This is a genomic window from Streptococcus bouchesdurhonensis (assembly GCF_948472335.1).
In genome coordinates, this window is the sequence record NZ_CAOKTW010000005.1 from 135131 (window position 1) to 147775 (window position 12645).

The following is a 12645-nucleotide window of genomic DNA, read 5'->3' on the forward strand; positions in this document are numbered from 1 at the left end:
AATAATATGGTGAAAAGCCTTGAGGGAGTGACCGATATGTCAAGTAAAGCCAATCATGCAAAGACAGCTATTTGCGGAATTATCAATGTAACCCCAGACTCCTTTTCGGACGGTGGTCAATTTTTTGCTCTTGAGCAAGCACTCCAGCAGGCTCGTAAATTGATAGCAGAAGGGGCTAGTATGCTAGATATCGGCGGAGAATCGACTCGGCCGGGAAGCAGCTATGTTGAGATAGAAGAGGAAATCCAGCGTGTTGTTCCAGTGATTAAAGCGATTCGCAAGGAAAGTGATGTCCTCATCTCTATTGATACTTGGAAAAGTCAGGTGGCAGAGGCTGCTTTGGCTGCTGGTGCCAATCTAGTCAATGATATCACTGGTCTCATGGGTGATGAAAAAATGGCCCATGTGGTTGCTAAGGCTGGAGCGAAAGTAATCATTATGTTTAATCCAGTCATGGCTCGACCTCAGCATCCTAGCTCGCTCATCTTTCCTCATTTTGGTTTTGGACAAGCTTTTACAGAGGAAGAGTTAGCTGACTTTGAAGAATTGCTAATCGAAGAGTTGATGGAGACTTTTTTTGAACGAGCACTAGCGAGAGCAGAGGAAGCTGGGATTGCTCAAGAAAACATCCTGCTGGATCCAGGAATTGGCTTTGGTCTGACCAAGAAAGAAAATCTGCTTCTTTTACGGGATCTGGATAAACTATATCAGAAAGGCTATCCAATCTTTCTCGGAGTGTCGCGCAAGCGGTTTGTCATCAATATTCTTGAAGAAAATGGTTTTGAAGTCAATCCTGAGACAGAACTTGGTTTCCGCAATCGAGATACGGCTTCGGCTCATGTAACCAGTATCGCTGCGAGACAGGGTGTGGAAGTGGTGCGCGTGCATGATGTAGTTAGTCACAGGATGGCAGTTGAAATTGCCTCCGCCATTCGTCTGGCTGATGAAGCGGAAGATTTAGATTTAAAACAATATAAATAAGATGAAAGAAATTCAAAACAATCAGTGGATTGCTAACTACCGGACGGACCAACCGCATTTTGGCTTGGAACGAATGGAGGAACTATTAGCTTTGCGTGGCAATCCCCATCTCAAACTCAAGGTCATCCATATCGGAGGGACCAATGGCAAGGGTTCGACCATTGCTTTTTTGAAAAAGATGCTAGAAAAGCTAGGGCTGAGAGTTGGCGTGTTTAGCTCGCCCTATCTCATTCATTATACAGACCAGATTAGCATCAATGGGGAATCTATCCCAGAGGCTAGACTAGAAGCCCTCATGGCAGACTATCAGTCTTTGCTTGAGGGGGAATCGGCTGCCAATTTGGAGGGGACAACTGAGTTTGAGATTATCACAGCCATAGCCTATGACTACTTTGCTTCAGAGCAAGTAGATGTGGCTATCATGGAAGTCGGCATGGGTGGGCTTTTAGATAGTACCAATGTCTGTCAGCCCATTTTGACAGGAATTACGACTATTGGACTGGATCATGTGGCCCTACTTGGTGATACCTTGGAAGCCATAGCAGAGCAGAAGGCAGGTATTATCAAACAAGGGATTCCCTTGGTGACAGGTCATATTGTTCCTGAAGCCTTGACTGTGATAGACTCTATTGCAGAGGCTAAAAATGCGCCGAGACTTGCCTATGGGAGTGATTACCAGGTTCGTCATCAAGAAAGCGTGGTAGCGGGCGAAGTCTTTGACTATACAAGTGTTGTCAGACAAGGTCGCTTCCAGACTGGCCTGCTTGGTTTGTACCAAATAGAGAATGCTGGGATGGCTATAGCTTTACTTGATAATTATTGTCAAGAAGATGGTCGAGAGCAAGCAAGCAATCACTTGCTGACTCAAGCCTTGGAAGAAACAAGTTGGCCAGGGCGTTTGGAAATCGTGTCAAGAGAACCCTTGATGATTTTGGATGGAGCCCACAATCCCCATGCTATCAAGGCTTTATTGACAACCTTGCAAGAACGCTTTGCGGATTATCGTAAGGAAATCCTCTTTACTTGTATCAAAACCAAGGCTTTGGAGGATATGTTAGACTTGCTGGGGGCCATGCCAGATACCGAGCTTACTCTGACACATTTTGACGATAGTCGGGCGACTGATGAAAGCGTGCTGGAAGAGGCAGCTAAGTCTAGAAATCTCAGCTACCAAGATTGGCAGGATTTTCTAGAGCAGAAATTGACAGATAAAAAAGAAGAGAAAAAAACAGTTAGGATTGTCACAGGTTCCTTGTATTTCTTGAGCCAAGTGAGAGCCTATCTGATGGAGAGGAAGAACGAAAATGGATACACAAAAGATTGAAGCAGCTGTAAAAATGATTATCGAGGCTGTAGGAGAGGACGCTAATCGCGAGGGCTTGCAGGAAACACCTGCTCGTGTCGCTCGTATGTACCAAGAGATTTTTTCAGGTCTTGGTCAAACAGCGGAGGAACATTTGTCAAAATCTTTTGAGATTATTGACGATAATATGGTGGTAGAAAAGGATATCTTTTTCCATACCATGTGTGAACACCACTTTCTACCATTTTATGGGAGAGCGCATATTGCCTATATTCCAGATGGTCGTGTGGCAGGTTTGTCTAAGCTAGCCCGTACGGTTGAAGTTTATTCTAAAAAGCCACAAATTCAAGAACGATTGAATATCGAAGTGGCCGATGCCTTGATGGACTATCTAGGTGCTAAAGGAGCCTTTGTTGTCATTGAGGCGGAACATATGTGTATGAGCATGCGAGGTATCAGAAAACCAGGCACTGCAACCTTGACGACAGTAGCTCGTGGTCTATTTGAAACAGATAAGGACCTCCGAGATCAGGCTTATCGTTTAATGGGACTGTAAAAAAATCCGCTTTGGGCGGATTTTTCTAGAAAGGAATCATTATGGATCAACTACAGATTAAGGATTTGGAAATTTTTGCCTATCATGGTCTTTTTCCTAGTGAGAAAGAATTGGGGCAGAAGTTTGTCGTTTCAGCCATCTTATCTTATGATATGACCAAGGCGGCTACAGACTTGGATTTGACAGCCTCTGTCCATTACGGAGAATTGTGTCAGCAGTGGACGACATGGTTTCAGGAAACGAGTGAAGATTTAATTGAAACGGTAGCTTATAAACTGGTAGAACGTACTTTTGAGACCTATCCTCTTGTCCAAGAAATTAAGCTGGAACTGAAAAAACCTTGGGCGCCAGTGCATTTGCCACTAGATACTTGCTCGGTAACCATTCATCGCCGCAAGCAACGAGCCTTTATCGCCCTAGGAAGCAATATGGGAGATAAACAAGCAAATTTGAAACAAGCCATTGATAAACTGCGAGCTTGTGGCATCCATATTCTCAAAGAGTCCAGTGTCTTAGCGACGGAGCCTTGGGGTGGTGTGGAGCAAGATAGCTTTGCTAATCAAGTGGTTGAGGTGGAAACCTGGTTGCCCGCCCCAGTCTTGTTAGATACCTTACTAGCCATTGAGTCAGAGATGGGAAGGGTTAGAGAAGTGCATTGGGGACCTCGTTTGATTGATTTGGACTTGCTCTTTGTGGAGGACCAGATCCTTTATACAGACGACCTCATCTTGCCTCATCCTTACATAGCGGAACGCCTTTTTGTCCTTGAATCTCTTCAAGAAATTGCGCCTCATTTTATCCATCCTACCTTAAAGCAACCGATCCGCAACTTGTATGATGCTTTGAAACAATAGAAAAAACTCTAGTTTTCAGTCACTTGCAACTGAAGGCTAGAGTTTTTATACTCTTCGAAAATCAAATTCAAACCACGTCAGCGTCGCCTTACCGTACATATGGTTACTGACTTCGTCAGTTTCATCTACAACCTCAAAGCAGGGCTTTGAGCAACCTGCGGCTAGCTTTCTAGTTTGCTCTTTGATTTTCATTGAGTATTAAAATAGGTCATTTTCTTCTGGGAGGAGGATAGTTTCTCTACCGTCCATATCTAAAACCAGAACTCTCGGGGGATAAAGAGGGTCAAAGGGATGGTTAAAGTCAAAATCAATGGCTGTAGGGAGGTGTTGACTTGAGAAGTGGAAGGTAATTTTTCCTTGGTTATTAAGCAATTGAAACTCAAGTTCTTCTTCCAATTCAAAGACATTTTTTAAGAAGTGGTCGATGATATACCAAAAAGAGTCAATAACGTCATCAGGCAAGCTGGTAACAATGCCAAAACTAGCCGATCGCATGTGGGTATTGGTAAAAGCCATATTTCTACCCCCTTTCTTTCCCTTATCATACAGCAAATAGGATTAAAAATCAAGAAAAGGCGATTTTTTCTTCATAAACATAGCTTTCTATGAAATTTTTTCAAATAATCTTCAAAAAAAGCTTGAAAGTGTTTACAAATAGTGATAAAATGGAATAAGTAGAAGCATGAAAACGAAATTTTCATACCGTCTCTTTTTTGGAGTCTCGTGAGGTATGATATAGAAAGGAAATGGAATGAATACAGACGATACAGTAACGATTTATGATGTCGCCCGTGAAGCAGGAGTTTCAATGGCGACAGTTAGCCGTGTAGTCAATGGCAATAAGAATGTAAAAGAGAATACTCGAAAAAAAGTGCTTGAGGTGATTGACCGTTTGGATTACCGTCCAAATGCAGTGGCGCGTGGTCTTGCAAGTAAAAAGACAACCACTGTCGGTGTCGTGATTCCAAATATTACCAATGGCTATTTCTCAACGCTTGCTAAAGGGATTGATGATATCGCTGAAATGTACAAGTATAACATCGTCCTTGCCAATAGTGATGAGGACGATGACAAGGAAGTTTCAGTTGTCAATACACTGTTTTCTAAGCAAGTGGATGGTATCATCTTTATGGGCTACCACTTGACTGAAAAAATTCGTTCAGAATTTTCTCGTTCTCGAACACCAGTTGTTCTTGCAGGAACTGTGGATGTAGAACATCAGCTTCCAAGTGTCAATATTGACTATAAACAAGCTACGATTGATGCAGTGACCTACCTTGCTAAAGAAAATGAGCGCATTGCTTTCGTTAGTGGTCCGTTAGTGGATGACATCAATGGTAAGGTTCGTTTGGTTGGCTACAAGGAAGCCTTGAAAAAAGCAGGTATTTCTTATAGCGAAGGATTGGTATTCGAGTCTAAATACACTTATGAAGACGGTTATGCCTTGGCAGAACGCTTGATTTCATCAAACGCAACTGCAGCAGTTGTAACAGGTGATGAATTGGCAGCAGGTGTCTTGAACGGCCTTGCCGATAAGGGTGTGTCAGTACCAGAAGAGTTTGAAATCATTACTAGTGATGATTCGCAGGTCTCTCGCTTTACCCGCCCAAACTTGACAACTATTGCCCAACCTCTTTATGACCTTGGTGCTATTAGCATGCGTATGTTGACTAAGATTATGCACAAGGAAGAGTTGGAAGAACGTGAAGTTCTCTTACCTCATGGTTTGACAGAACGCCGTTCAACACGAAAACGTAAATAGAAAAAATCAGGGAATCGTGCAGATTTCCTGATTTGTTTTTAGAGAAGAGACTTACCCTTCCATATAGTCTTTCAAAGCCTGTCCTGTTAGTCCGGCATTGAGGGCAATGAGGAGTTTCAAACGGGCTTTTTGGGCGTTGAGTTCTTTAACAAAGAAGACACCAGATTTTTGCAACTGCACGCCCCCACCTTGGTAGGCATAAACAGGTTCTGCAATACCGTTAAAGCATCGTGAAACAAGGGCGACTGGGATTCCTTTTTGTAGAAGGGTTTCTAATTTTTGAGCCGTTTCTTTGGGAACATTGCCCGCCCCGAAGGCTTGGATAATCAAGCCGTCTAATTGTTCCAAATCCAGCATATCAATTAGCTCATCTGTCATACCAGCATAAGCCGAGATGATAGGGACCAAGCCTTGTATGTGATCAAGGTCAAAGCGAACACGAGGTTCAGCTGTTTTGAAGTAGAGGATTTCCCGCTTCGTAATCAGACCAAGTGGCCCATGTGTTGGGGTCTGGAAGGTGCCGACGTTGGTCGTATGCGTTTTGGTAACATACTTGGCAGCATGGATTTCATCGTTCATAACGACCAAAACCCCTTTGTCAGCAGCCCTATCATCACTAGCAACTCGTAAAGCACTCAGATAATTATAAACACCGTCGCTGCCGAGTTCGTTGGAGCTGCGCATGGCCCCTGTTAGAACGATAGGCATATGGGGAACTTCCATGGTATCAAGGAAATAGGCTGTTTCCTCTAAAGTATCGGTCCCGTGTGTGATCACCACTCCATCGTAGTTAGCAGCTTCCTCTTTAATTTTCTGGTAGAGGGCCAGCATATGCTTGGGTTTGATATGGGGACTTGGCAGATTAAAAAAATCTAAGGCGTGGACTTGAATTCCTTCAAGTGGGTTGGACACATGGTTCATGGGATTATCTGAACTAGTCACAACAGCGCCAGAAGCATCGGCTTGCATGGAAATAGTTCCACCCGTATGTAAAACAAGGATTTTCTTAGGCATGATTTACTCACTCTTTCTGAAATATGGTATAATCATTGTATCACAAAAGGGGAGATTGGGATAGGATGGAAGTCAAAGCTGTTTTTTTTGATATCGATGGAACCTTGGTCAACGATCGCAAGAGTGTTTTGAAATCCACTAAGGACGCGATTAAGATTGTCAAAGAACAAGGGGTGCTTGTCGGTGTAGCGACAGGACGAGGACCTTTTTTTGTTAAGGAATTGATGGACGATTTGGATTTGGACTTTGCGGTAACCTACAATGGCCAGTATATCTTTAATAAAGACAGAGTCTTGTTCACGAGTCCTATTTCCAAGTTACATTTGCGCCAGCTCATTACGTATGCTAAAAAAGAGGGCAAGGAGATTGCCCTAGGGACCAAGGATGCCATGTTGGGTTCTAAAATCATGTCCTTTGGTTTGGGTTCTTTTTCCCAACGAATCAGTCGCTTCGTTCCCTCAGTTTTAACTCGGACAGTGAGTCATTCCTTTAATCGTATGGTCAGCAAGGTTGTTCCCCAAAAGGAAGAAGATCTGCTTCATCTGATGAATCAGCCTATCTACCAAGTTTTGATGCTGATGACACCAGAAGAATCTGAGAAGGCAGCAGCTGATTTTGAAGATTTGAAATTGACACGTAGTAATCCATTTGCAGCGGATGTCATCAATCAAGGAAATTCTAAATTGGAAGGTATTCGCAGAGTTGGGAAAGAATATGGCTTTGACCTCAACCAAGTGATGGCCTTTGGTGACTCAGATAACGACCTAGAAATGCTGGCTGGTGTCGGTATGTCGGTTGCTATGGGAAATGGCAGTAGCAGTGTCAAGGAAGTTGCCAAGCATATCACTACCAGCAATCAGCAAGACGGAATTCACAAGGCCTTAGAACATTTTGGTGTTTTGGCTTCAGAAAAAGTCTTTGTCAGCCGTGACTATCATTTCAATAAGGTCAAGACCTTCCACCACATGATGGATGAACGAACCCAAGAGGAACCTCGAGCTTGGGATGTAGAAGGTGCAATCCACAGGGCTGGTTTTAAAATAGAAGAATTGGTGGAGTTTGTTCGAGCTGCCAGTCCTTCTGAAGAGGACTTTGGTCAAGCTATATCGCAACTTCATCAAGCTCTTGATAAGGCAGCAGATAAAGTAGCTAAGAAAACGCCGGCCCAGGAAGATTTGGTGGGACAAGTGGATGCCTTGATAGACACGCTTTATTTCACCTACGGTAGTTTTGTTTTGATGGGGGTGGACCCAGAGCGTATTTTTGACATTGTCCATCAGGCCAATATGGGGAAAATTTTCCCAGATGGCAAGGCTCATTTTGATCCAGTGACCCATAAAATCTTAAAACCAGAAGATTGGGAAGAAAAATATGCTCCAGAACCTGCTATTAAAAAGGAACTGCAGCGCCAGCTCAAGGCTTATGAGCGCCATAAAGAGAGAAATGAACAGTAAAAAAAGGAGCTCTGGGCTCCTTTTCTTTGTAATTATAAGGTTTTTTCTTGTTCTCTCACAACCAGCAAATCGACCTTAGCATGGCGGAGAATGTATTCAGATGAAGAGCCAACCAAGAGGCGTTCAAAGGCGTTGAGACCAGTTGCGCCAACGAGTATGAGGTCCACTTCCTCAGCATCTGGAATAGTACGTGCTAGTAGGGTCTTTGGATTTCCCATTTCAATAACGATGTGAACATCTGCCACACCAGCATCTTTAGCACGTTTTTCGTACTCTTTCATCAGACTTTCAGCGTCGACTTGGAGTTCTTCGTAAACTTCAGCATCAAAGGTGGATACGCTTTGGAGAGCGCGTGTGTCAATGACATGAGCGATGGTGAGTTTAGCGTCGTTTCGTAGAGCGGAATGAACTCCCTTGACAAAAGCCAAGTCTGCTTCCTTAGAACCATCGATTGCGACCATAATATTTTGGTAACGTTGTGCCATAATGAAACCTCCTGAAATTTTCTTACTATAATTGTAAACCTTTTCACTATAGAAGTAAAGCAAAAAAGGTATTTTTTAAAAGAATATTAGCGCTTAAAATCTATATAAATATATGATAAAATAAAAGAAAGGATAGCAGGAAAGAAGTGAAGGAGGGAGAATGATGAAAAACGCTTTTCAAAAATCAAATTTCCTTTATTATGGAATCATCCTAGCTTCGGTCTTGGTAGAAGTGATTATGATCTGGCAATTAGAGAGGCTGATTCCATTTCTCTATCCAGGTTTTATTGGCTTTTTAGTCTTTCACCTACTCTACCATCTGATATTATTCCTAGTTGCAAAACGAAGTGGTCGCTGGGATTACTTGATGATATGGGGGCTTTTCCTCATGTTCAATCTTCTCTATGACTCCTTTTTAGGATTGCTTTTTCTAGGTTTATCTTTTGGTATGTGATGTGTCTCTCTAAAAATACCTGCTATCACCGCTGTCTCGGCCTCGCTTTTAGTGAGGCTTTTCTTCTCTCCGAATCTAGTAACACATTTCAGTAAACTTGTCGCATTCTCTTTCTAGTGGTATAATGTTACTATCCTGATGAATTGAGGAAACAAGATGAAAGAATATAACAAGTCTAGTAAGTTAGAGCATGTTGCTTATGATATCCGTGGTCCTGTTTTGGAAGAAGCTATGCGGATGCGAGCAAACGGAGAAAAGATTTTACGTCTGAATACAGGAAATCCAGCAGAATTTGGCTTTACAGCGCCAGACGAGGTCATTCATGACTTGATTATGAATGCGCGTGATAGTGAAGGATATTCTGACTCCAAAGGGATTTTCTCAGCCCGTAAGGCTATCATGCAGTATTGCCAGTTGAAGAAATTCCCCAATGTCGATATTGATGATATTTACCTTGGAAATGGTGTCAGTGAGTTGATTGTCATGTCCATGCAGGGGCTTTTGGACAACGGAGATGAGGTCTTGGTGCCTATGCCAGACTATCCTCTCTGGACAGCAGCTGTCAGCCTAGCTGGAGGAAATGCCGTTCACTATATCTGTGATGAAGCTGCAGAATGGTATCCAGATATTGATGATATTAAGTCAAAAATCAATTCTAATACTAAGGCAATCGTCCTTATCAATCCAAACAACCCAACTGGAGCCCTTTATCCTAAGGAACTCTTGCTGGAGATTATTGAGATTGCCCGTCAAAATGATTTGATTATCTTTGCGGATGAAATTTACGACCGCATGGTAATGGATGGACATGTGCATACGCCTGTGGCTAGTTTGGCACCAGATGTCTTCTGTGTTAGCATGAATGGTCTGTCAAAATCTCACCGTATCGCTGGTTTCCGTGTGGGTTGGATGGTCTTGTCTGGACCTAAGACACATGTTAAAGGCTATATAGAAGGGCTTAATATGCTGTCCAATATGCGCCTTTGCTCTAATGTTTTGGCTCAACAAGTCGTACAAACTTCCTTGGGTGGTCACCAATCAGTCGATGAATTGCTCCTTCCTGGTGGACGAATTTACGAGCAAAGAAATTTCATTTACAATGCTATCCAAGAGATTCCAGGTTTATCTGCTGTTAAACCCAAGGCTGGACTCTATATCTTCCCTAAAATCGACCGCAATATGTACCGCATCGATGATGATGAGCAGTTTGTCCTTGATTTCTTGAAGCAGGAAAAGGTTCTCTTGGTTCATGGTCGAGGCTTTAACTGGCAGGAACCAGACCACTTCCGTATCGTTTACCTTCCTCGTGTTGATGAACTAGCCCAAATCCAAGAAAAAATGACTCGTTTCTTGAAACAGTATCGTAGATAGGGCTTACATTCGAAAAAGCTGGAAACATTTGCCTAGAGCTATTGACAAAAGTGAAAGAATCAGATAGAATAGTAAAGTATGTTTAGTAACTGATCACTTTATAGCCGGCTAAACGAATACAAAATCTATGAGGAGGTATTCATCGTGAAACGTACTTATCAACCAAGTAAACTTCGTCGTGCGCGCAAACACGGATTCCGTAACCGTATGTCAACTAAAAACGGTCGTCGCGTATTGGCAGCTCGTCGTCGTAAAGGACGCAAAGTTTTGGCTGCATAAACCAAACGAACTATAACAAAAATCAGTAGGAACTCGAGTCTACTGATTTTTATTTTTGTAAAAAGTTCAAAAATGCTTTATATTTTTGCTCAAATGGTGTATAATATTTCACATACTATAAAAAATGGAGAATAATCATGAAGAAATCAAAAGTTATGCTTTTTGGAGCTATGGCTTTGACAGCAGGTCTAGCTCTAGCGGCATGTGGGTCTTCCCAATCAAGTAATGCAGATAAGACTTACTCTTATATCTTTGTCAATAACCCAGATACCTTGGATTATATTACCTCTACACGAGACTCTACATCTAGTATCACAACTAACTTGATTGATGGTTTGTTGGAAAACGACCAGTATGGCAATCTCATCCCGTCTATGGCTGAGTCATGGACAGTGTCAAAAGATGGTTTGACCTACACTTATAAAATCCGTCAGGGAGCTAAATGGTACACTTCTGAAGGAGAAGAGTATGCGGATGTAACAGCTCATGACTTTGTGACAGGTCTTAAGTATGCAGCTGATAAAAAAGCTGAAAACTTGTACTTGGTACAAGACTCTATCAAGGGTCTAGCAGATTATGTTGAAGGAAAATCATCTGATTTTGCAACTGTTGGTGTTAAGGCAGTGGATGATTACACGCTACAATACACCCTCAATCAACCTGAGACTTATTGGAACTCTAAAACAACAGCAAGTATTCTTAGTCCTGTAAATGAAGCTTTCTTGAAGTCTAAGGGAGATGACTTTGGAAGTGTGACACCATCAAGTATCTTGTCAAATGGTCCTTACTTGTTTAAGTCCTTTACATCAAAATCTTTGATTGAGTTTGATAAAAACCCTAACTACTGGGATAAAGACAAGGTCAAAATTGAGAAAGTGAAACTTTCTTTCTTTGATGGTTCTGACCAAGACAGCATTGCAAGAGGTTTCTTGGATGGTAACTATACTGATGGTCGTATCTTCCCAACAAGTTCAGTATTTGCTGAACTCAAGAAGGGAAATGAGGACAAGATTACCTATACACCGCAGAACTCAGTTACTTTCTATTATCTTTTCAACGTTAATCGTCAAAGCTACAAGCAGACTATGAAACAGTCTGATAAGGAAAAGACAGATTCACGCTCAGCTATGCAAAATAAAGATTTCCGTCAGGCTATCAACTTTGCCTTTGACCGTCATGCTTATGCAGCGCAGACAAATGGTGAAGATGGAGCAGACCGTATCTTGCGTAACACGGTTACACCAAGTAACTTTGTCCAAGTTGGTGATAAGAACTTCGGTGATATTGTTAATGAGAAAATTGTCAACTACGGTAAAGATTGGGGGAATATCGACCTAAACGATGGTAAGCAAGCCTTCTTGAATCCTGAAAAGGCCAAAGAGAAGTTTGCGAAGGCCAAAGAAAGTCTGCAAGCTCAGGGAGTAACTTTCCCAATTCATTTGGATATGCCAGTTGACCAGACTGCTAAGTTAGATGTGCAACAGGCTGGTTCTTTCAAGCAAACAGTAGAAGAAACCCTTGGTAAGGAGAATGTGGTCATCGATGTTATCCAACTATCTCCAGATGAAAAAGACCAAGCAACCTACTTTGCAGATACAGCAGAGCAAAAAGACTACGATATTGACATTTCAGGATGGGGTGGAGATTACTCAGATCCTAAGACTTACCTAGATATCCTTGATCCAGAGACAGGTTCTCAGTTGAAAAACATGGGCTTGTCTGAAGGAAAAGACAAGGAAGTTAAGGACAAGATTGGTCTTGCTGACTACAAGAAACTCTTGGATCAGGCAGACGCAGAAATCACAGATACTCAAGCTCGCTATGAAAAATATGCTGAAGCCCAAGCTTGGTTGACAGATAGCGCCTTGTTCCTACCAGTTCAAAGTGGTGGAGCTAATCCAATCTTCCGTAAGACTGTACCGTTTACAGGACCATTCTCATTCGTTGGTCATAAAGGAAATGCGGACAACTACAAATATGTTGAATTGCAAAAAGAGCCAGTAACTGCTAAACAGTACCAAGAACTTTATGAAAAATGGCTAAAAGAAAAAGCTGAGTCAAATAAAAAAGCTCAGGAAGATTTAGCTAACCACATTCAATAATATTCCTAGTCATGCTTTTCAGTTAATACT

General features: G+C 42.2%; 14 protein-coding genes. 10 read left to right on the top strand and 4 right to left on the bottom strand.

Going from position 1 to position 12645, the window contains the following annotated elements:
- Positions 1–6: 6 nt before the first annotated feature.
- Genes folP through folK form a run of 4 tightly spaced genes read left to right on the top strand, consistent with a single transcriptional unit; the run spans position 7 to position 3694 of the window.
- Positions 7–981 carry a dihydropteroate synthase gene (gene folP / locus QMQ21_RS09865; RefSeq protein WP_064276417.1) on the top strand — a complete coding sequence of 325 codons (975 nt, stop codon included), beginning with the start codon at positions 7–9 and terminating at the stop codon, positions 979–981.
- A gap of 1 nt (position 982) precedes the next feature.
- Complete coding sequence (locus QMQ21_RS09870) at positions 983–2305, top strand: bifunctional folylpolyglutamate synthase/dihydrofolate synthase (RefSeq protein WP_084862017.1); 1323 nt, start codon at positions 983–985, stop codon at positions 2303–2305.
- Positions 2286–2840, top strand: a complete 555-nt coding sequence (gene folE / locus QMQ21_RS09875) for a GTP cyclohydrolase I FolE (protein ID WP_084862015.1) — start codon at positions 2286–2288, stop codon at positions 2838–2840. The genes QMQ21_RS09870 and folE overlap by 20 nt, the downstream gene beginning before the upstream one ends.
- A 41-nt stretch (positions 2841–2881) precedes the next feature.
- Positions 2882–3694: a 2-amino-4-hydroxy-6-hydroxymethyldihydropteridine diphosphokinase gene (gene folK / locus QMQ21_RS09880; protein ID WP_261034981.1), complete on the top strand. Its 813-nt coding sequence runs from the start codon at positions 2882–2884 to the stop codon at positions 3692–3694.
- Between the two features lie 45 nt (positions 3695–3739).
- Here the strand turns inward: folK and QMQ21_RS09885 are convergent, their stop codons facing one another.
- Positions 3740–3886 (bottom strand): hypothetical protein, encoded by a 147-nt coding sequence (locus tag QMQ21_RS09885; RefSeq protein ID WP_023947039.1) that lies wholly within the window; start codon positions 3884–3886, stop codon positions 3740–3742.
- Positions 3887–3892: 6 nt separating this feature from the next.
- Positions 3893–4210 carry a DUF960 domain-containing protein gene (locus tag QMQ21_RS09890; RefSeq protein WP_000886035.1) on the bottom strand — a complete coding sequence of 106 codons (318 nt, stop codon included), beginning with the start codon at positions 4208–4210 and terminating at the stop codon, positions 3893–3895.
- 235 nt (positions 4211–4445) lie between these two features.
- Between QMQ21_RS09890 and ccpA the strand changes: the two genes are divergently transcribed.
- Complete coding sequence (gene ccpA, locus QMQ21_RS09895; RefSeq protein WP_001090628.1) at positions 4446–5456, top strand: catabolite control protein A; 1011 nt, start codon at positions 4446–4448, stop codon at positions 5454–5456.
- Between the two features lie 51 nt (positions 5457–5507).
- Here the strand turns inward: ccpA and QMQ21_RS09900 are convergent, their stop codons facing one another.
- On the bottom strand, positions 5508–6470 hold the full coding sequence (locus QMQ21_RS09900) for an asparaginase (RefSeq protein ID WP_261034980.1): 963 nt from the start codon (positions 6468–6470) through the stop codon (positions 5508–5510).
- 65 nt (positions 6471–6535) lie between these two features.
- Here QMQ21_RS09900 and QMQ21_RS09905 point away from each other — a divergent pair, with 65 nt between their 5' ends.
- Entirely contained in the window at positions 6536–7924 is a 1389-nt protein-coding gene (locus QMQ21_RS09905) for a Cof-type HAD-IIB family hydrolase (RefSeq protein WP_261814361.1), read from the top strand.
- Between the two features lie 32 nt (positions 7925–7956).
- Here QMQ21_RS09905 and QMQ21_RS09910 read toward each other — a convergent pair whose 3' ends face one another.
- The gene (locus QMQ21_RS09910) at positions 7957–8409 is read right to left on the bottom strand and encodes a universal stress protein (RefSeq protein WP_000079148.1); all 453 of its coding nucleotides are present in this window, start codon (positions 8407–8409) and stop codon (positions 7957–7959) included.
- A 160-nt stretch (positions 8410–8569) separates the two neighbouring features.
- On the opposite strand from QMQ21_RS09910, the gene QMQ21_RS09915 reads away from it, so the two are divergent.
- From QMQ21_RS09915 to QMQ21_RS09930, 4 genes are all read left to right on the top strand, one after another.
- Positions 8570–8863 (top strand): hypothetical protein, encoded by a 294-nt coding sequence (locus QMQ21_RS09915; protein ID WP_192855413.1) that lies wholly within the window; start codon positions 8570–8572, stop codon positions 8861–8863.
- A 156-nt stretch (positions 8864–9019) separates the two neighbouring features.
- A complete protein-coding gene (locus tag QMQ21_RS09920) occupies positions 9020–10234 on the top strand; it encodes a pyridoxal phosphate-dependent aminotransferase (protein WP_261814362.1) in 1215 nt (404 codons plus the stop codon).
- A gap of 144 nt (positions 10235–10378) precedes the next feature.
- Positions 10379–10513 (top strand): 50S ribosomal protein L34, encoded by a 135-nt coding sequence (gene rpmH, locus QMQ21_RS09925; protein ID WP_000831905.1) that lies wholly within the window; start codon positions 10379–10381, stop codon positions 10511–10513.
- A 137-nt stretch (positions 10514–10650) separates the two neighbouring features.
- Positions 10651–12615 (top strand): peptide ABC transporter substrate-binding protein, encoded by a 1965-nt coding sequence (locus QMQ21_RS09930; RefSeq protein WP_261814363.1) that lies wholly within the window; start codon positions 10651–10653, stop codon positions 12613–12615.
- Positions 12616–12645 lie beyond the last annotated feature (30 nt).